Annotated in this window: 21 protein-coding genes; 7 read left to right on the top strand and 14 right to left on the bottom strand. The window is 63.1% G+C overall.

Annotation, left to right across the window (positions count from 1 at the left end; translation table 11 throughout):
- Positions 1-94 precede the first annotated feature (94 nt).
- The 8 genes from ACFUOZ_RS17025 to ACFUOZ_RS16990 form a co-directional block, all read right to left on the bottom strand.
- Positions 95-1,165, bottom strand: a complete 1,071-nt coding sequence (locus ACFUOZ_RS17025; RefSeq protein WP_377550251.1) for a Gfo/Idh/MocA family oxidoreductase — start codon at positions 1,163-1,165, stop codon at positions 95-97.
- 14 nt (positions 1,166-1,179) lie between these two features.
- Complete coding sequence (locus ACFUOZ_RS17020; RefSeq protein ID WP_377550249.1) at positions 1,180-1,437, bottom strand: type II toxin-antitoxin system RelE/ParE family toxin; 258 nt, start codon at positions 1,435-1,437, stop codon at positions 1,180-1,182.
- Complete coding sequence (locus tag ACFUOZ_RS17015; RefSeq protein WP_377550247.1) at positions 1,434-1,703, bottom strand: type II toxin-antitoxin system Phd/YefM family antitoxin; 270 nt, start codon at positions 1,701-1,703, stop codon at positions 1,434-1,436. Before ACFUOZ_RS17015 ends, ACFUOZ_RS17020 begins: the two co-directional genes overlap by 4 nt.
- 244 nt (positions 1,704-1,947) lie before the next feature.
- Positions 1,948-3,675, bottom strand: coding sequence for an ABC transporter family substrate-binding protein (locus ACFUOZ_RS17010; protein ID WP_377550245.1), 1,728 nt, complete (start codon positions 3,673-3,675; stop codon positions 1,948-1,950).
- 77 nt (positions 3,676-3,752) lie between these two features.
- Complete coding sequence (locus ACFUOZ_RS17005) at positions 3,753-5,918, bottom strand: dipeptide ABC transporter ATP-binding protein (RefSeq protein WP_377550243.1); 2,166 nt, start codon at positions 5,916-5,918, stop codon at positions 3,753-3,755.
- Entirely contained in the window at positions 5,915-6,877 is a 963-nt protein-coding gene (locus ACFUOZ_RS17000) for an ABC transporter permease (RefSeq protein WP_377550241.1), read from the bottom strand. The genes ACFUOZ_RS17005 and ACFUOZ_RS17000 overlap by 4 nt, the downstream gene beginning before the upstream one ends.
- Positions 6,877-7,860 (bottom strand): ABC transporter permease, encoded by a 984-nt coding sequence (locus ACFUOZ_RS16995; protein ID WP_377550239.1) that lies wholly within the window; start codon positions 7,858-7,860, stop codon positions 6,877-6,879. The genes ACFUOZ_RS17000 and ACFUOZ_RS16995 overlap by 1 nt, the downstream gene beginning before the upstream one ends.
- Before the next feature lie 311 nt (positions 7,861-8,171).
- On the bottom strand, positions 8,172-8,786 hold the full coding sequence (locus ACFUOZ_RS16990; RefSeq protein WP_377550237.1) for a TetR/AcrR family transcriptional regulator: 615 nt from the start codon (positions 8,784-8,786) through the stop codon (positions 8,172-8,174).
- 123 nt (positions 8,787-8,909) lie between these two features.
- Between ACFUOZ_RS16990 and ACFUOZ_RS16985 the strand changes: the two genes are divergently transcribed.
- The 3 genes from ACFUOZ_RS16985 to ACFUOZ_RS16975 all read left to right on the top strand — a co-directional run bounded on the left by ACFUOZ_RS16985 (position 8,910) and on the right by ACFUOZ_RS16975 (position 11,096).
- Complete coding sequence (locus tag ACFUOZ_RS16985) at positions 8,910-9,479, top strand: NAD(P)H-dependent oxidoreductase (protein ID WP_377550235.1); 570 nt, start codon at positions 8,910-8,912, stop codon at positions 9,477-9,479.
- A 197-nt stretch (positions 9,480-9,676) separates the two neighbouring features.
- A complete protein-coding gene (locus ACFUOZ_RS16980) occupies positions 9,677-10,486 on the top strand; it encodes a GerMN domain-containing protein (RefSeq protein WP_377550233.1) in 810 nt (269 codons plus the stop codon).
- Between the two features lie 19 nt (positions 10,487-10,505).
- On the top strand, positions 10,506-11,096 hold the full coding sequence (locus ACFUOZ_RS16975; RefSeq protein WP_377550231.1) for a GNAT family N-acetyltransferase: 591 nt from the start codon (positions 10,506-10,508) through the stop codon (positions 11,094-11,096).
- Positions 11,097-11,202: 106 nt separating this feature from the next.
- Here the strand turns inward: ACFUOZ_RS16975 and ACFUOZ_RS16970 are convergent, their stop codons facing one another.
- From ACFUOZ_RS16970 to ACFUOZ_RS16960, 3 genes are all read right to left on the bottom strand, one after another.
- A complete protein-coding gene (locus ACFUOZ_RS16970) occupies positions 11,203-11,742 on the bottom strand; it encodes a hypothetical protein (RefSeq protein ID WP_377550229.1) in 540 nt (179 codons plus the stop codon).
- Entirely contained in the window at positions 11,723-12,742 is a 1,020-nt protein-coding gene (locus tag ACFUOZ_RS16965) for a hypothetical protein (RefSeq protein ID WP_377550228.1), read from the bottom strand. The genes ACFUOZ_RS16970 and ACFUOZ_RS16965 overlap by 20 nt, the downstream gene beginning before the upstream one ends.
- Before the next feature lie 93 nt (positions 12,743-12,835).
- Positions 12,836-13,684 carry an isocitrate lyase/phosphoenolpyruvate mutase family protein gene (locus ACFUOZ_RS16960; RefSeq protein ID WP_377550226.1) on the bottom strand — a complete coding sequence of 283 codons (849 nt, stop codon included), beginning with the start codon at positions 13,682-13,684 and terminating at the stop codon, positions 12,836-12,838.
- Positions 13,685-13,794: 110 nt separating this feature from the next.
- Between ACFUOZ_RS16960 and ACFUOZ_RS16955 the strand changes: the two genes are divergently transcribed.
- The 3 genes from ACFUOZ_RS16955 to ACFUOZ_RS16945 all read left to right on the top strand — a co-directional run bounded on the left by ACFUOZ_RS16955 (position 13,795) and on the right by ACFUOZ_RS16945 (position 16,010).
- Positions 13,795-15,102, top strand: coding sequence for a PLP-dependent aminotransferase family protein (locus ACFUOZ_RS16955; RefSeq protein WP_377550320.1), 1,308 nt, complete (start codon positions 13,795-13,797; stop codon positions 15,100-15,102).
- Entirely contained in the window at positions 15,099-15,527 is a 429-nt protein-coding gene (locus ACFUOZ_RS16950; RefSeq protein WP_377550224.1) for a universal stress protein, read from the top strand. The genes ACFUOZ_RS16955 and ACFUOZ_RS16950 overlap by 4 nt, the downstream gene beginning before the upstream one ends.
- Positions 15,528-15,698: 171 nt before the next feature.
- Positions 15,699-16,010, top strand: coding sequence for a hypothetical protein (locus ACFUOZ_RS16945; protein ID WP_377550318.1), 312 nt, complete (start codon positions 15,699-15,701; stop codon positions 16,008-16,010).
- On the opposite strand, the gene ACFUOZ_RS16940 is transcribed toward ACFUOZ_RS16945, so the two are convergent.
- Positions 16,007-17,356: an APC family permease gene (locus tag ACFUOZ_RS16940; protein WP_377550222.1), complete on the bottom strand. Its 1,350-nt coding sequence runs from the start codon at positions 17,354-17,356 to the stop codon at positions 16,007-16,009. The genes ACFUOZ_RS16945 and ACFUOZ_RS16940 overlap by 4 nt on opposite strands.
- Positions 17,357-17,564: 208 nt before the next feature.
- Here ACFUOZ_RS16940 and ACFUOZ_RS16935 point away from each other — a divergent pair, with 208 nt between their 5' ends.
- Positions 17,565-18,656, top strand: coding sequence for an amidohydrolase (locus tag ACFUOZ_RS16935; RefSeq protein WP_377550220.1), 1,092 nt, complete (start codon positions 17,565-17,567; stop codon positions 18,654-18,656).
- Between the two features lie 11 nt (positions 18,657-18,667).
- Here ACFUOZ_RS16935 and ACFUOZ_RS16930 read toward each other — a convergent pair whose 3' ends face one another.
- Positions 18,668-19,264 carry a phosphatidic acid phosphatase gene (locus ACFUOZ_RS16930; protein ID WP_377550316.1) on the bottom strand — a complete coding sequence of 199 codons (597 nt, stop codon included), beginning with the start codon at positions 19,262-19,264 and terminating at the stop codon, positions 18,668-18,670.
- 37 nt (positions 19,265-19,301) lie between these two features.
- Positions 19,302-20,852: a dihydrolipoamide acetyltransferase family protein gene (locus tag ACFUOZ_RS16925; protein ID WP_377550218.1), complete on the bottom strand. Its 1,551-nt coding sequence runs from the start codon at positions 20,850-20,852 to the stop codon at positions 19,302-19,304.
- Positions 20,853-20,889: the final 37 nt, after the last annotated feature.

Here is a 20,889-nt window from a genome sequence, read left to right as displayed (position 1 = left end):
TGGGATTGCCCCGGCAGCTGTTGGGTGGCTGCCGGATGATCAGCGTGCGGGCGTGGCCCATACTCCCCCTACATCGCTGGGGACCTCGGTGAGGTTACGCCTTTCCAAAAAAATCTTTTGAAGCCAGCGTCCGCGCCTGTTCAATCAGCTTCAGAACCGCTACTGGACCGGCTGGGTCCACAGGTACTGGGCGCGCGGAGGCCGCGCCGCCGTCGTCGAGCTTTTCCGCCAGAAGCCGGTAAAACTCCGGGTAGGCGCCGCGCTCGGTGGGAACCGTTGTGCGTTCGCCGTCCAGCTCGAGCGTGCCGTGGTTTTCTTCAGGCTCGACGCCGTACTCCGGGTCCGTGGGCAGGCCGCCTCCCAGGACAAAGGGCTCCTGCGGATCGGTGCCAAACTTCACGAAGCCGCCCTTGGTGCCGAGAATCCTGAAGCGCGGGCCGTGGACGTGGCTGTTGAGGTTGACGGTTACGTGGGTGATCACACCGGAATCGTGCCGGAGGGCGAGGAAGACGTCGTCGTCGGCGTTTTCCTGGGGGCGTCTTGCGGTGATTTCGGCATAGGTGACAGTGGCCGGGCCGAAGAAGCGGAGCGCGAGGTCAAGGACGTGGGTGCCGAGGTCGAACAACACCCCGCCGCCCTCCTCCGCTGTGGCGCTGGCCTTCCAAGCTTTGGCGATCTCCGGCGCCCAACGCTCCATGCCCACCTCGAAGCGGGTTACGGCACCCAGCGTCCCGGCGTCGAGCAGTTTCTGCGCGGTGAGTGAATCGCCGTCCCAGCGCCGGTTCTGGTAGACGGTGAGGACGCGGCTTTCCTTCGCAGCAAGGGCGATCAGCTCCTCGCCTTCGCTGCTGTGGATGACGAACGGCTTATCAACGACGACGTCGAGCCCGGCTTCCAGCGCGGCTTTCGCCAGCGGGTAGTGGGTTGCGGGCGGTGTGCCGAGGACGATGAGGTCCAGCTCGCCGGCCAGCGCGAGGATATCCTCCGGGGTGTTGACGATCCTTGCTGCCGGGTAGCGCTCCTTGGCTTTGGCCTGCCGTTCCGGGTCCGAGGTTGCGATGATGCTCAGCTCGTAGGCAGGGTTGGCGGCGATGAACGGGGCGTGGAAGACGCTGCCGGAAAGCCCAAAACCTGCGACGGCGGTACGGATCGGCTGTGAAGTCATGCCCCAAGGCTAGATCAGCAGACCTCGCGGCGGTGGGCGGCCCGGAAAATGATGACGACGAGTTCGCCGTCGCGGATCTCGTAGAGGACCCTGTAGTCCCCGATGCGGATCCGCCAGGCGTTCGACTCCGCGGAAAGCTTCTTCACACCGTCAGGGCGGGGGTTGGTTTCAAGTTCGGCGATGGCCAGCAGCACTTTGCGGCGAACAGGCGGCTCCAGCTTTCGGATCTGCTTGGCCGCCGCCGTGCTGAACTCGACCCGGTATTGGCTCACCGAGCGATTCCGTTTTCCTCCAGAAGGTCATCCAGGCTCACGCGGGCACCATGATCTTCCGCTTTGGCGGCATGAAGGGCCCTGAGGTCCGCCTCATCTTCGAGACGCTCCAGCCGCTCAAGATCCTCAGCACTGATGAGCACCGCAGCAACCTTGCCTCGCCGGGTGATGCTGATCCGTTCATGACCGTAGGCGGCGCGGTTGATCGTGTCGGAAAGGTGAACACGGAGGTCAGCGACACTCACGACGTAGTCTGCGGTACCCATGTATCCAGACTACGCACTTCTGTACCTTATGTACATCTTGTACGTTATGTACACGGCGGGGCGTTCGCGGGAAGCGCGGGGGATGTGAGCGAGCGATCGCGGGAAGCCCGGGGGACGTGCGCGAGCGTCCGCGGGAAGCGCGGGGGATGTGAGCGAGCGTGGGGACGGCGAAGGCCGGGACCCTTCCGAAACCGCTCAACGGGTTCGGGAGGGTCCCGGCCTTCAGGAAACTACAGCGGGTGGGCTACTTCTTGGCGCCCTTTTCCCAGCCGATGGTGGTCCAGTCCGGAACGTTGGAGTTGCTCTTGAACAGGGACGGGCCGTAGTTGGCCAGGCCCGTCCGCACGAACTGGATCTCCGGGCCGTTCAGCAAGGTACCCATCGAGAAGTACTTCTCCATGTGCTTCTTTTCGACGTCCATGGCGGCCTTGTTGCGCTCTTTGTCGTCAGCAATGGTGGCCAGGCGCTTGATTTCGGCGTCCAGCTCAGCATCGCCGAGCTTGTTTTCGTTGGTGGTGGACTCGTAGAACTGCTGGACTGCACTGGTAGCGTCCGCGCCAACCGTGAAGCCCGAAATCGTCAGGTCAAAGTCCCGCGTCCCCAGAACCTTCTGGAAGTCCGCGTCACCGCGCTGTTCGACGGCGACATCCATGCCCGCTGCCTGAAGCTGCTTCTGCAGGGTCTGTGAGACAGCCGCCCTGGTGGGATCTTCTCCAAAGTAGGTCACCTTGAAGGACACGGGGACGCCGTCCTTGGCCATGATGCCCTTGTCGTTGGCAGTGTAGCCGGCGTCGGACAGAACCTTCTTGGCGGCATCCGCCCCGCCGTCCTTCACGGGGTAGTTGTCCTGGTAGTACTCGGAGAACGGCATGAGCATCATGGATCCCGAGCTTTCCTCTGACCAGTTCAGTCCGTTGAACTGGACATCGCGGAGCGCTTTGCGGTCAACAGCGGTGAAAATTGCCTTACGCACGGCAACGTCGGTGAGGGCGGGCCGTTCGGCATTGAGGTTGAGACCACCGGCGAACAGTCGCTGGCCACGGCGGACGTCGGCGTTCTTGGTTCCTTCAAGCTGCTTGTAGCGGCTCAGGGTGCGAGCGTCGGTGGCATCAATTTCGCCGTTCTTGAAGGCGGCGATGGTAGCGCTGGGTTCCATCTGGCGCCAAATGATCTTGTCAAGAACCGGCTTCTGGCCCCACCACTTGTCGTTGGGGACCATGGTGACGGTCTTGGCGGTGGTGTCGTAGTTTTCCACCTTGAACGGGCCGGCCATCCATTCAGGATGCATGTTGCCGGCGAAGCCCTTGTTGAAGATTTCCGCAGTGTTGACGGCCGGGTGGATCAGGCCGAAGAAGAGATTCTCCAGGGGATAAACCGGCTGGGTGGTGGTGACAATGACTTCCTTGTCATTGGCGCCAGCTTTGACTGAGTCAACATATGGATATGCCCCCGGGTTGACGATGTCGATCGCCTTGTCTTCGCCGCGGGACATCTTCCACGTGTTCTCAAAGGTCTTGACATCGATCGGCGTTCCGTCGTTCCAGGTCGCCTTGTCGTTGACCTTGATTGTGATGGTCTGCTTGCCGTCCTTGACTTCGCTCTTCACCTCTTCGCAAAAGTCCTTGTTCGGCTCGGCCTTGCCGTCAAAGTCCAACTTCCAGCAACCGCCGATTCCGCCGCTGCTCATGCCTGCCGGATTCACTGGAGTCAACACAGCTGCAGTGGGACCGCTGTTCCCGACGTTGGAGTTGTTGTTGAAGTCAGGCCCAAGATCCACGGTAGGCAGCGTGACCGTGCCACCCTGCTCCAGGTCCTTGGCTTCCTTGGCGTTGACGCTGATCAGCTTGCTGATGTCACCGCCTGCTTCTTCGGCCTTCTGGGAGGCCGGACCCGACGGCGTTCCCCCGCCGCAAGCGGTCAGCATCAGCGCTGCTGCGAGTGCTACGCCGCCGATCGTCGTGTACTTCTTCATGGTGTGCCCTTCATGTTTACGACTGGAAAATCATTTGCGAGTTGAGACCAGGGATTATTCAAATGCGTCATCTGTTGTCAGGCATGCACCACCAGCATGTCGGCATCTATTTCTCCATCCGGGAAGAAGCAGGCAAAGTCCTGTTCTCCTTCCTTTCCGGAAGCCAGTGGCGGCTCCAGAGTAAGGCACTTCTCCTGCTTTCCGGCAGGCAGTGCGGCGAACACCGGGCAACGTGTAGCAAAGTTGCAACCTTTCGGGGCATCCAGGGGGCTGGGAAGATCGCCCTGCAGGATAATGCGTTCGCGGGTGCGTTCCAGCTCGGGGTCCGGCACCGGGATCGCGGACAAAAGGGCCCGGGTGTACGGGTGGCGCGGGTTGTCGAAGACATCGTCCACGTCGCCGGTTTCCACGATTTTGCCCAGGTACATCACGGCCACGCGGTCTGAAATGTGGCGGACCACTGAGAGGTCGTGGGCCACCATGAGGTAGCTGAGGCCAAGTTCGGCGCGGAGCTTATCCAGCAGGTTGATGACACCGGCCTGGACCGAAACATCAAGCGCGGACACCGGTTCGTCCAGGACCACGAGCTTCGGATTGACCGCGAGCGCCCGTGCAATGCCGATGCGTTGGCGTTGCCCGCCGGAGAACTGGTTGGGGAAGCGGTTGACGTGGTCGGGCTGCAGGCCAACCAACTTCATGAGCTCCATGATCCGTTTCCGGACGGCTGCCTTGGGCATGCCCAGGTTCTCCAGCGGTTCGGCCAGGACCTCGTAGACGGTGAACCGGGGGTCCAAGGCGCCGGTGGGGTCCTGGAACACCATCTGCATCTCTTTGCGCATGGCCATGGTGGTCTTGTGATCGGTTGCCGCCTTGTTGCTGACGCCGCCGATGACCACCTCACCCACCTGGTCGGGGTGGAACTCCATGATTTCCAGGAGCGTGGTGGTCTTGCCGCAGCCGGACTCGCCGACGATCGAGACGCACTCGCCCTCGCGGATGTCGAAGCTCAGCCCGTCCACAGCCTTGACCGTGCCGATCCGCCGTTTGATCAAGGCACCCTTGAGCAGCGGGAAGTGCTTCTTGACGTCCTTGAGTTCCAGGACCTTTTCGCGCTCGAGGCGCGGAACGCCGTCGAACTTTGATACCGGCTTGGGCGGCGCGTGGAAGATCTTGTGGGCGTCGGCGTTGCCGGAAAGTTCGTTGGCCTTGATGCAGGCAGCTTTGTGTCCGAGCGTTTGGTCCGCGGAGCCCGGCACGGCAATCAGCTCGGGCTCACCGTGCAGGCAGGCGTCGCTGACCATGGGGCAGCGCGCTGCGAACGAGCACCCGAGAACGGGCAGTGCCAGGTTGGGCGGTGTTCCTTCGATCGGCACCAGCGACTGCTTCTCCGATGAGTCCACGCGCGGCACCGCTCCGAGCAGGCCCAAGGTGTAGGGCATCCGCGGGTTGTAGTAGATGTCCTCCACCGTGCCCGTTTCCACGGGCTTGCCCGCGTACATCACCATGATGTCGTCGGCCATGCCCGCTACGACGCCGAGATCGTGCGTGATCATGACGACGGCGGCACCGGTCTCCTCCTGCGCCGTGTGCAGGACCTCCAGCACCTGTGCCTGGATGGTGACGTCCAACGCCGTCGTAGGTTCATCAGCGATGAGTACCCGCGGATCGTTGGCGATCGCGATGGCGATCATTACGCGCTGGCGCATGCCGCCGGAGAACTCGTGCGGGAAGGCTTTCAGCCGGTCCTTCGGGCTGGGGATGCCCACCATGCGCAAAAGTTCGACGGCGCGGGCTTCTTTGGCCTGTTTGCTCATGGTGGGGTTGTGCACCGTGAGGGCCTCGATGATCTGGTTGCCCACCGTGTACACGGGCGTAAGGGAAGACAGTGGGTCCTGGAACACCATGGCGATGTCGTTGCCCCGGTGCTTGCACATGGCTTTGTCGCTGAGCCCCAGGAGTTCCTTGCCCTTGAAGCGGACGGAGCCTGTGATGTCGGCCGTTTCGGGGAGGAGGCCCATGATGGCCATGGACGTGACGGACTTCCCGGAGCCTGACTCGCCCACGATGCCCAGCGTCTTGCCGGGCATGAGGTCGAAGTCCACGCCACGGACCGCGTGGACCACACCGTTCTCCGAGTTGAAGCGGACGTTCAGGTCCCGGACGCTCAGCACGGCGTCTCCGGGAGCGTAGAGTCCGGCGTCGCGGAGGCGTTCGGCCGGGTTCTGGGAGATGTTGGTGCTCATTTGTTGGTCACCTTCGCAGTTTTGGTCTTCGCCCGGCCAATCGAGCTGGAGCTTGGGTCGAAAGCATCGCGGAGGCCGTCATTCATCATGGCCAGCGAACCTGTGAGCAGGAACATCACGGTCAGCGGCACCCAGAACATCCAGGGAAACGATGACACCTGCCCGGTCGCCTGGCCGATGAGGACACCCAGGCTGACGTCCGGGAGCTTGATGCCGATGCCGATGAAGGAGAAGGCAACTTCCGCAAGAATCGCACCAGTAATGCCGCGTGTGAAGTCCAGGACCAGCAGCGAGCCAATGTTGGGAACCAGGTGGCGCCAAACAATCCTGCGGGACGGCACGCCCATGTACCTGGCCGCTTTGATGTAGTCGCGCTGCATCAAGGACATTGACAGCGAGCGCACCAGGCGGGCTGTGCCCATCCAGCTGAAGAACAGCAAGACGACGATCAGCAGCAGCCAGCTGGGCAGGTTCTTGAGTCCTCCTCCGCCGCTGGTCGCTACCGCAACCACCAGGATGGCGGGCATCATGATCAGTGCTTCAAGGATGAACAGCATGGTGGCATCCACCTTGCCGCCAAAGAACGCCATGGTGCAGCCGTAGACGGCAGAGATCAGCACGGACAAACCGCCCACAATCAGGCCGATAAGGATCGACGTCCTGGTGCCATCGACAATCAGGGCCATGAGGTCGATGCCGGCCTGCGTGGTGCCCAGGAAGTGGTCCGGGGAGGGCGGCATGCCGATGTTGAGGGGATCGATGGTCTCCTTGTCCCACGGCGTCAGGAACCCGCCGAAGACGGAGAAGAGGAACAGGGCCAGGAAGATGAACAAGCCGGCGACGGCGGTCCGGTTCCGCATGAAGCGACGGAAGATAATGCGGGACTTGCCGATCACGACGTCCTGGTCGGCTACCCGGGTCTCGTCGATTTCGGCGATCGGGTCAATGATGTTTGTCATTACTGGACCCTCACTCGCGGATCGACCAGGGTGGTGGCGAAGTCGGCCAGGATGGCGCCAATGGCGAAGATTACTGAACCATAGGCCAGCGTGGCCGTGGCGACGTTGACGTCCTGCAAACCGATGGACTGGATGCTCCAGAGGCCGATTCCCGGCCAGGCGAAGATGGCCTCGGCGAAGAAACCGCCCGTGAAGATGGCCGGAATGGTGAAGGCGATGCTCTGCGCCACGGGAATGAAGGAGACGCGCAGGGCGTGCTTCCTGATGGCCTGGTTGCGGGTCAGGCCCTTGGCCCTTGCCGTGCGGACGAAGTCAGCATTGACGTTGTCCAGCAGGTATTGCCGCTGGGCGATTTGGTAGCCCGCCCAACCGAAGATGGTCATCGCGAAGGTGGGCACGGCGTAGTGGGCCACAAGATCGACGAAAGCCGGCCAGCCCGGGTCTATTCCCGGCGTCGAAATTCCTGTCACGAAGAAGATGCGCTCACCGACGGCCTCATTGACGCTGATGGCGCCGAGCTGGACCAGGAAATAGGCGATTGGTGCCGGAAGGATGTGGACCAGGTAGCTGTAGGACGTTATGACGCGGTCCTGGAATTTGTACTGGCGTGCCGCGGAGTAGACGCCCAGGGCCACTCCGATGATCAGCGTCAGGATGATCGAAGCGATGAACAGCCGGGTGGAGACCATCACGCGGTCCGCGAATTCCGCGTTGACGAAGGCGCCGTTCGGGCTGCGGCCCCAGTCCCAGCGGGTCACGATGCCGCCCAGCCATTCGACGTAGCGCTCCCAGGGGTTCTTGTCCGGGTCCAGTCCGAGGCCACGGAAGGATGCGGCGACCTGCTCCGGTGTTGGCCGGGGAATCTTTTCCTGCTCAAGGACGGCCGGCTTGAGGGTGGACACTGCCAGGAAATATCCGGCGCTTGTGGTCAGGAAGATCATGATCAGGTAGATGCCCGATCTCTTCAGCAGATATTTCAGCATGTCGGGTGGCTGCCCCGAATCGTGGCAAAACTCAAAGCTCGTCCTTCCGCGGTTCCCGGCTGTGGCCGGCGTCAGCTGCGAATGGGCGCAGCGGGTGGTTTGGCTCCCCCAACGCCCCTTCAGTGATCACCGGCCATGTATGGCATGGGTCACATTCAAGAGGAAACTACCACAATAAGTGCTTCACGTTTTGCTTCAACGACGCCACTTTAACGCCTGCGGCCAGATTGTTATGTGCAGCTTGCGTCACGAAAACGACGACGGCGGCACTTATGCGCCGCCGCCCAGCCCAAGGGCGGTGCGACCCGAGGCTATTTGTCCTCCAGGAGCCGCGTGATGAGCTCGCCCCACGAATCCGTGAGCCGCGTGGGTGAAATCCCACGCGTCCGGACATCGTCGACGATCCGCTCCGGGTCCAAGGCATACGTCAGGGACATCGCCATGACCCAGGGATCTGCGATGCCGGCCTCCCGCAGCAGAACCTCCATGTGCCGATGCGAAAGCTTCGTCGCCGGGACATCGAATCTGTTGCGTGTCGCAGCACCGGCCGCCTTCAGCAACTCACCGTTTTCCAGGACGAAATAGATCCGGCCCTCACCAAACGCCACCAAGCGGTCCTTCGGCGAAGCGCCCGGCCCCAACGGCGGTGGCCCGAACATGAAGGCACGCTGGAAGTCCGACTCCGCATCGCTCAGCAGGGTCATCATGAGCCCTGCCCTGCTGCCGAAACGGCGGAAGACTGTCCCTTTGCCCACCTTCGCTTTGCACGCGAGGGCATCCATCGTCAGTGCGTCAGCACCAAACTCGTCCACCAGCTCCCGGGCAGCGCACAGCAGGCGCTCGCGGTTCCGCGCGGCGTCGCTGCGTTCGTGCGGCAGCCCTGGCGTCCCCAATGGCGCATCCGGCTGGAGGGGGATGAAGCTCACAAGAAACATTCTAGACCCGGGAATAGAAACCGGACCGTAGTCCGTTTAGTATCGGTGAAGGCTCCAAAGCCCCACCAACCGCAGGCCGGGTACCCTCAGCCCGGCCCGACACAAGGAGACACCATGTCCAAGAGCACCGTCCTCACCCTCGTCGGCAGCCTGCGCGCCGATTCCCACAACAAGAAGCTCGCCGAAGCCATCCAGCTGAACGCCCCGGAGAACGTGGAAGTCCAGATCCACGACTCCCTGGGCAACATCCCCTTCTACAACGAAGACATCGACGTCGAAGGCCAGGTTCCCGCCGAAGCCGCCGCCCTCCGCGAGGCTGCCTCTGCGGCCGACACCATCCTCCTGGTCACCCCCGAGCACAACGGCACCGTCCCGGCATCGCTGAAGAACGCCATCGACTGGCTGTCCCGCCCGTTCGGCGCCGGCGCCCTCTCGGGGAAGCCGACCGCCGTCGTCGGAACCGCCTTTGGCCAGTACGGCGGCGTGTGGGCCCAGGACGAGGCCCGCAAGGCTGTCGGCATCGCCGGCGCCAAGGTCCTGGAAGACGTCAAGCTTGCCGTTCCGGGTTCCATGATCCGCTTCGCCGAACTGCACCCCAAGGACGACGCCGAGGTCGTTGAGCAGATCAAGGGCATCTTCGAGCCCCTCACCTCCGTGCAGGATGACGAAGAAGCAGCAGCCTAGTCTTACCGGATTGATGCCCCCGTTCCGCGGTTTGCGGGGCGGGGGCATTTTCCGTGTCTGCCCACCCAGTTCCAGGCGGCTGGCTCCTGGGGCGTGATCAACTCTTGTCCGAACCGTCACCGTAGCGGCATGTTTTGTGGCGCCGCACCGTCCTAACGTTGGACGTACAGGTGGACGGACAGGAGCGCGGGGCTGTCATGCGTACCGGACGGGGAATCAACAGCACGACGACGATCGCGGCTGCCTGCCTCGCTTTCGGTCTCTGGGTGGTCGGCTGCACACCGGTTCCGGACGCTGCCCCTCTCCCAACGTTGAGCCCCGTGCCCACGGTATCCGTGCCTTTGCCCGCCCCGTCTTCGCCTGCTGCACCGTCGCCCACGGCTTCTTCCCCCGTGGCCTCGACCGTCCCTGCTCCGGGCATTCCTTCGGTCGCAGTTCCGGCTGAGCCTCCCCCGTCCCCCTCTGCAGCTCCGGCACCGTCGCCGGCTACTCCGGGCACTGCCGGGCCGCTTGCAACGCAGCCGGTTCCCGCCGTCGAGCCTTCGCCTGTGCCTGGCACCAGCGCCCCTGAACCGACGGCCACGGCCATAGCTGCGGAGATGGACGCCGACGGTCCCGCGGTCTACTACGTCGCAATCGACGACGGCGGTGCGCGCGGCGTCCGTTTCGGCTGTAATGACAGCTTGGTTCCAGTGCGCGGTGTGGCGGTTCCCGGCGATCCGCTGTCCGTGGCACTGGGACGCTTGCTGGAAGCAGGGATGCCAGTGGACAGCGACGCTGCACTCTACGATTCGCTCGCCGGTTCTTCGCTCAAATTCCTGTCCGGCTACATGAACGGTTCCACAGTGGTAGTGAACCTCAGCGGCTCCCTGCGGCCCGCCGGGGTTTGCGACGTTCCACGCATCCAGGCCCAGCTGATCCACACGGTCGTGTCCGCCACGGGAGCTTCGCGGGCTGAGATCTACGTCAATGGCCGCACACTGACGGAGGCGCTAAGTGTTCGGTGATGGGAGCTAGGCTGGCGCCATGACCTTTGCGGAGCCAGCAACTTTGACCGGACGCCACGTAACTTTGGAACCTTTGGCCGAAGAACACCTCGACGGACTGTGCAGGGCTGTCGAAGACGGCCAGATGTGGAACACGTGGTTCACCCGCATTCCGGCACCGGACCAGATGCTGAGCGAGATCCACAAGCGGCTCGCGCTGCAGGAAGCGGGGAGCATGATGCCGTGGACCATCCGGCGGACGGATACCGGGGAAATCTGTGGAATGACCACCTTCTGCAACATCCGGACTGACAACAGGCGGTTGGAAATCGGTTCCACCTGGCTGGCAAAAAGCGCACAGCGGACTGCCATCAACACCGAGGCAAAGCTGCTTCTACTCACCCGGGCTTTCGAGGCGCTGGATTGCATCGCCGTTGAGTTCAGGACCCACTGGCACAACCAAGCATCACGAGCTGCGGTGGCTCGACTGGGCGCCAAGCAGGACGGCGTTCTGCGCAACCACGATTTGTGGCGTGATGGGACCATTCGGGACGTGGTGGTGTTCTCCATCATCGACAGCGAGTGGAAGACGGTAAAACTGTCCCTCCAAGAGAAGCTTGCCAAAAGGTAATCGCTCCTGCGCCGCTATTGCGTTGTTGGGCCGCTGCTGCGTTGTTGGGCCGCGACGGAATTGCGGGGCAACGACGTATTCGCGGGGCGGGGCCCGGCCGCGGCGGCTAGGCTGTCGCGATCGCCAGTACCCGCCTCAGGGCCCAGGCCACGCGCAGCAAGGACAGCACCGAGGCGACGGCCAGCACGAACGCCACGGCCTCGGGGATCCACAGGCCCCTGGGCCCGTCTCCTTCAAGGACTACGGTGACCAACGCTGCAATCACCAGGAGGCCAAGCCCTGGAATGGCGAAGAGGAAGATCTCGCCGATCTGACGGCGGTGGGTTGCCGAGAGCCTTTCCAAGGGAAGTTCCCGCTGGCCCGGCGCAGCCTTCTTTCCAAGCACGTTGATCAGCATGGAAACGCTCGTAAGGGTGAGCCCGGCCGTAGCGCCGGCCAACGTGGCGAAGGTTTGGAACAGGGTACGCCGCGCACCGGGATCAACATGTTCCAGGATCAGCGGTTGGCCGGCCACGGCAGCGATGCCTACCCAGAGCAGGACCGCCAGGGCAGCCCAAAGGTAGTCGGCCATTGGATGCAGCAGGAACCATCGCCACAACGGGTTGCGGCGCCCAGTACGGTTGACATCAACCTCGTACAAGCTCATGACCGGCTCCGTCGTTCGGTTCAGTGGCCGCAATGAGGGCCGCGCGGACAGTGGCCATTCCTCCCGCGACGAGGTCAGGGACGAGGCCCGAATCGGCAGTTCCCTTGGTGTCCGGGAGCGTCCTGGCAAAGAAGGCCTCGTTATCGCGCGCCTGTTTGTTGAGGTTGGCAATGGCCTCGGCGGCGGACTTCCCGGGATCGTTGAAAACATCCGGGTCAACCTCAATGTGCGAAATGAACCGTTCCTTCAGCAAGTCCACCACCTCGCGGTCCCCCGTGAGGGAGTCCTTCCCCTCCGCCACGACATAATCGAAATGCTCCACCGAGCCGGCCTCCCGGAAGAGATCGATCAGCCGTTGAATGCGTTCCCGGATGCCACGCTTTTCATCGGCATTTCCGGACCTGCCCACACTCAAGGAAATCCGGAAGGTTCCCTGGTTCATCAAGCGGGAGGCACTCTCCAGCACATCAGCCCACTCCCCTTCCATGAGCTTTCCCGACAGGCGCTCGGCGGGCAGGGCGAACTCGAAACGGCTCACCTCAAGCCGGGTGAGGATTTCCTCGACGTCCTCCCTCACTACCGGCACCAGGGTGGGCTCCAATCCCAACATGCCGTCGAGGTACTCCCCCATCCGCGATGCCCGTGGGCCATTTCCGCTGGTCAGCACGGCCATGACATTGCGCTTGAGGAAGGCGAAGTAGGTGGTCTCCAACAGATGGTCACCCGGAGCCAAGGGAAGAGGCTTACGACGGCCGAGAGCATCGCCAACACTAGGTAGATTGGCTTCCCGGACCCGGTCCAGAAGCAGCACAGGGTACGGCGAGGATGCCACCGCTTGGGCGATCATCACCGTCCCGTCAGCGCCGGTGAAGTGCCGGTCCGTCCCGGCGTCCTGGGCCCTCTTCAAAACCTCCGCGACGCGCCGGGCAGGAAAAGGACGGCTGAGCTCATCTCCATTCAGCTGCTCGATCCGCCAGAACTGCACACTGCGCCGTGCCATGAAGCCTCCCCTCTTCGACCATGGTTCCCACGGTATCGGCGGGGTCCGACATTAAAGCCAGGTGCCGCCGTCGTGCGTCACTTACCGAATCACCTACAGGCTGTACTTGGGCCCCTGCTCGAACAACGCGTCCATTTCGTCGTGGCTGCGGGTACCGGCGAGGCCGGACCAATTGCCGTCACCGAGGATCTCGGTGGCAACGCGGGCAACTTTGGCGTAGGCCGCTTTGGCGGTGTTGCCTCCGATGCTGACCCGCCGGACGCCGGCGTCGTGCAGTTCAAGGGGCGACGGCGCGCCCACACCGGCCAGCGCGTTGAGGGGAGCCGCGATCCGGCTGGAAAGCTCGTGCAGGACGTGCAGGTCAACGACGCCGGGCACGAAGATTCCGTCGGCCCCTGCGGTCAGGTACGACTCGGCACGCTTCAGGGTTTCGTCGTAGGCCGAGTCCGGGAACTGGCCCGACAGGTACGTGTCAGTGCGGGCGTTGATGAACAGCGGTATTTCGCGCTCGTCGGCAACCAGGCGGATGATGGCGATCCTGCGTGACTGCTCATCGATGTCGGTGAGCGGGTCCGTCGCCGAGTCTTCGATGTTGATCCCCACGGCACCGGCGTCCAGGACTGCGTGGATGGTGGCGCGAAGCTCGTCGTCGGTGCGCCCGTAACCAGTCTCGATGTCCGCCGTCACAGGCAAGGTGGTGGCTCCGGCGATCCGTCCCAGCGCGGCCATCGCCAAGCCCCACGGCACGTGGTCGCCGTCCCGGAAGCCCAAGCTCCAGGACACGGCCGAACTTGAGGTGGCGATCGCCGTCGCACCCGCTTCCTGAACCACCCGCGCGGAAGCCGCGTCCCAGACGTTGACCAACACCAGGGGAGTCGGTCCGGCGTCGTGGAGTTTATGGAAATGTTGGGCTTTGGTCACGGATCCCCGGTGCGCTGTCATAGCTACATTCCAACCGCTGCCGCCCGTGCCGTAAAGCATGCGCGGAAAAACGTATTAGATTTGAAAACAAGTGTTGCCTCACTAGCAACATCGAGGAGTATCCTGTGACTGTGACCCACGAAACACTGGATGCCGGCGCAACGCTGCCCGCTGAAGCCATCGACGCCATTGAGCGGGCCGCCACGGCCGCTCACCCGCACGAGGAATTGTTCTCTGCGCGGGCCGCCAACATCAAGCAATCCGCTGTCCGGGATGTCTTCGACATCTCCATGCAGCCGGGGCTTGTCTCTTTGGCCGGAGGCAATCCCTACCTTCAGTCCCTGCCCTTGGAAAAGCTCGGCCAGACCGCCGCGCGGATCATCGCCGAAGAAGGCATGACCGCGCTGCAATACGGCGGGGGCCAGGGGACGGAAGAACTGCGCGCGCAGATCTGCGAAATCATGGCCGCCGAGGGAATCACCAACGCCCTTCCCGAGAACATCGTCATCACCGCGGGATCCCAGTCGGCACAGGACGTCGCCACCAAGGTCTTCTGCAACCCCGGCGACGTCGTGCTGGTCGAAAATCCCACCTACGTGGGCGCCTTGAACACGTTCGAGGCCTACCAGGTGCAGGTGGAACCGGTGGAAATGGACGACGACGGCCTGGTACCTGAGCTTCTTGAGGCCAGGATCGCGGCGCTCCAGTCAGAGGGCAAGAACATCAAGTTCCTCTACACAATCCCGAACTTCAACAACCCTTCCGGAATTACCTTGGCGGAGGAGCGCCGCCAACGGATCGTCGATATATGCCGTAGCGCGAATATTATTGTGCTCGAGGACAACCCCTACGGGCTCCTTCGGTTCGATGGCCACCCGATCACTCCCATGCGCGCGGACAACCCGGACGATGTGATCTACTTGGGCTCCTTCTCCAAGATTTTTGCTCCCGGTCTCCGCATCGGCTGGGCCCTGGTGCCCGCCCATCTGCAACGGCGCTTCTACTTGGCTTCCGAAGCCGTGACGCTGTGCCCGCCACCCTTGAACCAGATGCTCGTCTCGGCATATCTCCGCGACTTCGACTGGAAAGGCCAAATCGATACCTACCGAACCTTGTACGCCGAGCGTTGCGAGGCCCTTCTGTCGGCGCTTGAGGAGTACATGCCTGCGGGCCTTACGTGGACCAGGCCTGCCGGCGGGTTCTTCGTCTGGGTCACCTTGCCCGAAGACGTGGATACTTATCCGCTGCTCGGGAAGGCCATCGACGCCGGCGTCGTCTTCATCCCGGGCGCGGCTTTCTCGCCCGCCGACGGTCCCTCCAACAAACTACGCCTGGCTTTCAGTGCCGTGCCGCCGGATACGATTGCCGAAGGCGTGCGACGCCTGGCGCCTGTCCTGGCAGAAGCCATCCAAGCCACCAGTGAAGGAGCAGCACAATGACCGGAGTTGTGATTGTCGGAGTCGACGGCAGCGAGACAGCGATGAGGGCGGCACAGGCAGCGCAACAGCTGGCCCTTGGACTGGGAGCGAGCCTGCGGGTTGTCAGCGCCTTCGACAGCAACCGTACGGAGGTAGTCGAGATCGGCACGGACAAGTGGATCGTCTCCGATGCCGCGGAAGCCGAAACCGTTGCCCGCACCGTTGCCGAGCGCCTCGCGCATGAGGGCCTCGAAGTGACCTATTCGGCAGCGCGCGGCAAGCCAGGCGAAGCCTTGGTCAAAGAAGCCGAAGTCCATGATGCCCGGCTGATCGTGGTGGGCAACCGACGCATGCAGGGACTGGGGCGCGTCCTTGGCAGCGTGGCGAACACCGTTGCGCATACCGCCCCCTGCGACGTCTACATTGCCAAGACGGACCAGCCGTAAAGCGAGCTGAATCACGCGGCCGGGTGGGGAGACTCACCCGGCTTTCGGCGTTCTGCGGCCCAAGCCCCTGATGCCATCGTTATAAAATTGAGATGCCCCCAATGGCGTGCGCCACCTTCACATCTCACTTTCAGGGGAACATTCTTGCTTACTTTGCAGCCTCGCCAGCGCGTGGGCCACGACATCCTGCTTGCCCGTCACGGCAACAACATCAGCACCATGCGCTACGACCGCGCCAACAACCGGATCATCGCAATGCTGGACGACGGGTCCTGGGACAGCGCTCCCAACATGATCACGCCGGGCTTGCAGATGCCGGAAACCATAGGCAGCGTATTCCGCAAGGATTGGCGCTTCCTCTCCCTGGCGTGCGTAGCCATGGTCACGGTGGCCGCAGTCGCGATGGGCATCAGCGTAGAGCTGGCCAACAATATGTCCACCACCGAACTCCAGGCGCTGTTGGTCAACTACCCGGCGTTCTAGCCGAAGTCCAGGGTCTGCTGGCCGCCCGTGCGCCGCCGGCGGACGAGGAAAACGACGAGTCCCACAACAAGCCATGCAGCACCCAGCAGGTACGTAAACCAAGCCAGGGACGTCCATAGCCAGGCAACGGACGCGAACCCAAGGACAGGCAGGACCAGATTCCGTGCCGTTCCCCGGAACCCCCGCCTTCCCAGGTCGAAGAACAGGACCTTGATGGTGGCAAGGTTCACCACAGCGAAGGCGATCAACGCTCCGAAGTTGATCATGTAGACCGCTTGTTCCAGCGTGATGAACAACGCCACCAGCGACACCGCGGAAACCAGCAGGGCCGCGACGAAGGGCGTACGGAAACGCGGCTGGAGTTTTGCAAGCACACCGGGCAGGATGCGGTCCCTGCCCATGGCGTAGATGACCCGGCTGACGCTCATTTGGGCCGCCGTGCCGCAGAGCACCAAGCCACCGAGGTTCACCAGCACGAACACCACCATCAGGACATCTCCCCCGGCACGCTGCATGAGTTCGGTCCCCGCCGCGTCGAGATTCGCAATCGACCGCCAGTCCGGGGCGATCAGGCTGCCCGCCACCGAAAACAACGTGTAGCCCAAGCCGGCGAAAAGCGTGGACAAGATGATGCCCCGCGGAACGTCCCGCTTGGGATGGCGCGTTTCCTCCGAGAGTGTGGAAACGCCGTCGAACCCCAGAAAAGCAAAGGCGACGATAGCGGCCGCGGCCATAACAGGCGCAATCCCGCCCTCGCCAGGAGTCAAGGGCCGAACGAGGCTTTCCACCGAGAGTTCCGGGGCATTTAGGACCGCCAGAACAACAAAGGCCAGGATGACCAGGACCGAAGCGCCCACCACGACGAGATTCATCTTCTTGATCCACCCGACGCCAATCACGCTGAAGAGTCCAACGACCAGCAGACACGCCAGGACTGCGAGCTGGGGCGGGATGCCTGGTACCAGGCTGTTGAGATAGAGGCCGAACAACAGGAAGTTCACCATCGGCAGGAACAAGTAATCCAGCATCATGGCCCACCCCACCAGGAAGCCGACCGGCTTGCCGAAAGCACTGGACGCATACGCATAAGCCCCGCCGGTCACAGGAACATGGCGCGCCATCTGGCCGTAGCTGTGCGCGGTGAACAGCATCGCGACCAAGGCGGCGACGTAGGCGGCAGGCAGATGACCGTCACTGATCTCGGTTCCTGCTCCATACACCGCCACCACGGACAGGATGCCCATGGAGGTCAGGCCGAAGGCAACAAGCGACGGCAGCCCGAGAACGCGCCTCAGCGCAGGTTCCGTCGTCGGAGCCTCCGGGACGGCTGTTGGGGTGGGATACATGGCGCCTCCTTGATGCGATCCGCATCACATAAATGAATGATGTTCATTAGATTAGGGCGCGGAGAGCGCGATGTACATAGTTTGGTATTCCAAAATTGGGTTCGTGACGCGGGTGAGCGCGCTCTGGCGCTGCGGAGCGGCTTGAGATTCTGGATAGAGGTCAGCTCGGACCTCCACTGGTATACCATCAAGCACAGAAGGGACATCGATGACTACACTCTCGCGGCTCAGCCCAACCCACGCACAACCCGGCCATGGGCAAAACGTTCTGCACACTCCAGGCTTCGTGGATGCGCATATCCACCCCGACAAGACCTCGTGGGGCAGTCCTTGGCTGTCCAGGCAAACAGCGCACAGCCTCAGGGACTTCATAGATAATGACCTCCGCACCCAGCTCGCGTTCCAGACCACCGTTGAGGAACGCGCTCTTGCCCTGATGAAGCAGGCCGTCATGAATGGGACCATGGCGATGCGCGCCCACGTGGACATTGCTCCGCAGATCGGCCTGCGTAACGTCCACGGCGTGCGGGCCGCAGCCGAGCAACTGGCCCCCTACCTGGATGTACAGATCGTTGCGTTTCCGCAGTTCGGCCTGCTCAGCAACCCGGGCACACTGGAACTCATGGAAGCCTCCCTGACTGAGGGGGCGGACCTTGTGGGCGGGATTGATCCCCTGTCACTGGACGGAGACCTGGAGGGTCACCTGGACGCCGTCTTTGGACTCGCAGGCAAATACGGAAGGGACCTGGATATACACCTTCACGACGGCGGCCAGGAGGGCCTGTCCCAGATCCGGACGATCGCCGAACGCACCGTGGCGGAAGGAATGCAGGGGCGGGCTACCGTCGGCCACGGCTTTGCGCTCTGCGAGACCTCGCAAGCAGAACTTGGGGCAACGCTTGACGCAATGGCAACCGCCGGGATGTGGATGGCCACCTGCGCGCTTGGAGCCGACCCCGTTCCCGCCCTGGACCTGCTGGAAAAATACGGTGTCCGGGTTGCCCTGGGGTCGGACGGTGTTCGCGATGCCTGGTCGCCCTTCGGGTCAGGAAGCATGATGGATCGCGCTCACCTGCTGGGTTACCGGACTGGAGCCATGACTGACGCGGAATTGGAGCGGTGCTTCCGGATCGCTACAGCAGCCGGGGCAGAACTTGTTGGCTCGGCGGCAGTTGCCGGCTTCTCCAGGCCTGGAAGCTCCGACCGGCTGGAATTCGCTGCCCACTCAATACCCCAGTTGGTGGTGGACCGGCCGTCACCGATCAAGGTGGTCCGGGCAGGTCAGGCGGTGGCCTTCTAGGCCGGTCGCTCCTACAGCATCAGCTCCCGCAGCAGCCACCACAGTCCTGCGATGACGATGCCGCCAAAGAGGGACCCTGCGATGACCTGGGCCAGGGTGTGGGCGCGAAGGACCAAACGGGACCACCCCACAGCCGGGACGAGGACGAACAGTGGAAGCCACGCTGGACCGAACATGAGGACAGCGATAACCACCGCCGCCGCGAGGGCGGAGGCGTGCCCGCTCATCTTCCAGAAGGCGCTGACTACGGCCAAAACCGCAATGCCGCCGATCAGCGCGATGATCATCACCGACACGCTCACCGGCGCGCCGAGCAACTGCAGCACCACCAAACCCGCCACGACAGAGACCAGCGTCATCAAGAGCAGCGCCGGCCTTTGCCTTCGGTCGCTGACATGGTGGTCCGAAATCCGGCCCAGCTTCACCATCACCAGCACATAGGCAAGCGGAAGGATGCACACGAAGAAGGCACCCAGCAGCCCGAAACCCATGGTGCGTGGAAAGCCGGGTTCGATCGCAGGGCTTATCAAGAGCAGGACCAACACAACAACCGGCGGCTGGAAAACCTCAGTCAGAATCCGCGCGAAGGTTCGCCACGGTCCTGTCAGCAGCTGCGGAGGTGTGTGAACCGGTTCTGCCTTCTGGTCAATCAAGCAACAGCGCCGGTTCTTCGAGAATGGCCGCGACATCTGCCATGAAGCGTGCCGAGAGGTCGCCGTCCACCACGCGGTGGTCGAAGGAACCGCCCAAGGTGGTGATCCAGCGCGGAATTACTTCGCCGTCCAGCACCCACGGCTTCTGCTTGATGGTTCCAAACGCAATGATGGCCACCTCGCCCGGATTGATGATCGGAGTGCCCGTATCAATGCCCAGGGCGCCGATGTTGGTGATGGTCAGCGTTCCGCCCTGCATCTCGGCGGGCTGCGTCTTGCCTGCCCGGGCCTTGGTAGCCAGCTCATTAAGTGCCAGGGCCAGCTCCTTGAGGGAAAGGTCCTGGGCATCCTTGATGTTGGGAACCATGAGCCCACGCGGGGTTGCTGCGGCGATGCCCAGATTCATGAAGTGCTTGATCTGGATCTCGGCACCACCCTTGCCATCAGCGTCCTCCACCCACGTGGCGTTGACGCTCGGGTTGCGGGCGGCTGCCCAGATGACCGCCTTGGCGAGGATGAGCAGCGGCGAGATCTTGATGCCCTCGAAATCGCGGGAAACCTTGAGCCGCTTGACGAACTCCATGGTCCGGCTGGCATCAACATCCACAAAAATGCTCACATGAGGTGCGGAGAATGCGGAGTCCACCATGGCCTTGGCGGTGGCTTTGCGCACGCCCTTGACCGTCAAGCGCTCCACCCGCTGGTCCTGCGGCTTCCTCGAAGCACCCCAGAAAGTGTCTGCCTGATCGTGTTCGGCATCGCGCTGGGCTTGGTAGCTCACCAGGTCCTCCCTGGTCACCTCGCCGCGCTGCCCGGTGGCGACGACGTCAGCAAGGTCGATGCCAAGATCACGGGCAAACTTCCTTACCGGCGGCTTGGCGAGGACCTTGTTGACCAACCCGCTGATGGTGCCGCTAATGGCGGCACCGCGGGTCGCGGCCGGCTGCTGTACAGCCGGGGTTGTCGCCGCCTGCTGTACGGGTTCAACGACGGCGCGTGCCGCCGTCGGACGATGCGGAACCGGCGTCTCGGCTGCTTTTGCTGCCAGGACCGCCTGGTTGTCCTGAACGGCTCCTTCGGCATTTTCGGCGACCCCGGAAGCCTCAACCACTGCGCCGGCCGGCCTTTTGCGGGCACGGCGTTTCACGGCGTCGGCCTTGGGCCCCGAACCGACCAACGGACCGCCGGCGGGCTGCTCCCCGGCCTCTGCGGTGAGCTTGCCGTAGACGGGGGTGAAGACCTCCCCGGCGGCGCCTTCCTGGGCGGCGGGAGCCTGCGGCGCGGCGCTGGGGGCGCCTTCCTGGCCCTCCGAAACGGCGATGATCGCCGTGCCCACCTCGACCGTGATGCCTTCCTCCACCAACAACTCAGTGACCGTGCCGGCAAAGGGGGACGGCAACTCGACGAGGGACTTGGCGGTCTCGATCTCGCAGAGGACGTCGTTGATGGCAACGGTGTCGCCGGGCTTGACCTTCCAGGCGACTACCTCGGCCTCGGTCAGGCCTTCTCCGACATCCGGCAGGTTGAATTTCTTTACAGTCACAGTGGTCCTCGATTTCCGGTTACCAGGCAGCGAAGCC

The organism is Paenarthrobacter sp. NPDC057355, assembly GCF_042667405.1.
In the GTDB taxonomy this organism is placed as follows: domain Bacteria; phylum Actinomycetota; class Actinomycetes; order Actinomycetales; family Micrococcaceae; genus Arthrobacter.
Note: the sequence above shows the minus strand (reverse complement) of the source record. Positions and strands in the feature narration are given on the sequence as shown.

Bases quoted from the DNA above. Each gene is read 5' to 3' on its own strand.
- ACFUOZ_RS17025 (WP_377550251.1), bottom strand. From the start codon at position 1,165: ATGACTTCACAGCCGATCCGTACCGCCGTCGCAGGTTTTGGGCTTTCC.
- ACFUOZ_RS17015 (WP_377550247.1), bottom strand. From the start codon at position 1,703: ATGGGTACCGCAGACTACGTCGTGAGTGTCGCTGACCTCCGTGTTCAC.
- ACFUOZ_RS17010 (WP_377550245.1), bottom strand. From the start codon at position 3,675: ATGAAGAAGTACACGACGATCGGCGGCGTAGCACTCGCAGCAGCGCTG.
- ACFUOZ_RS17005 (WP_377550243.1), bottom strand. From the start codon at position 5,918: ATGAGCACCAACATCTCCCAGAACCCGGCCGAACGCCTCCGCGACGCC.
- ACFUOZ_RS17000 (WP_377550241.1), bottom strand. From the start codon at position 6,877: ATGACAAACATCATTGACCCGATCGCCGAAATCGACGAGACCCGGGTA.
- ACFUOZ_RS16995 (WP_377550239.1), bottom strand. From the start codon at position 7,860: ATGCTGAAATATCTGCTGAAGAGATCGGGCATCTACCTGATCATGATC.
- ACFUOZ_RS16985 (WP_377550235.1), top strand. From the start codon at position 8,910: ATGTCCAAGAGCACCGTCCTCACCCTCGTCGGCAGCCTGCGCGCCGAT.
- ACFUOZ_RS16980 (WP_377550233.1), top strand. From the start codon at position 9,677: ATGCGTACCGGACGGGGAATCAACAGCACGACGACGATCGCGGCTGCC.
- ACFUOZ_RS16975 (WP_377550231.1), top strand. From the start codon at position 10,506: ATGACCTTTGCGGAGCCAGCAACTTTGACCGGACGCCACGTAACTTTG.
- ACFUOZ_RS16970 (WP_377550229.1), bottom strand. From the start codon at position 11,742: ATGAGCTTGTACGAGGTTGATGTCAACCGTACTGGGCGCCGCAACCCG.
- ACFUOZ_RS16965 (WP_377550228.1), bottom strand. From the start codon at position 12,742: ATGGCACGGCGCAGTGTGCAGTTCTGGCGGATCGAGCAGCTGAATGGA.
- ACFUOZ_RS16960 (WP_377550226.1), bottom strand. From the start codon at position 13,684: ATGACAGCGCACCGGGGATCCGTGACCAAAGCCCAACATTTCCATAAA.
- ACFUOZ_RS16950 (WP_377550224.1), top strand. From the start codon at position 15,099: ATGACCGGAGTTGTGATTGTCGGAGTCGACGGCAGCGAGACAGCGATG.
- ACFUOZ_RS16940 (WP_377550222.1), bottom strand. From the start codon at position 17,356: ATGTATCCCACCCCAACAGCCGTCCCGGAGGCTCCGACGACGGAACCT.
- ACFUOZ_RS16935 (WP_377550220.1), top strand. From the start codon at position 17,565: ATGACTACACTCTCGCGGCTCAGCCCAACCCACGCACAACCCGGCCAT.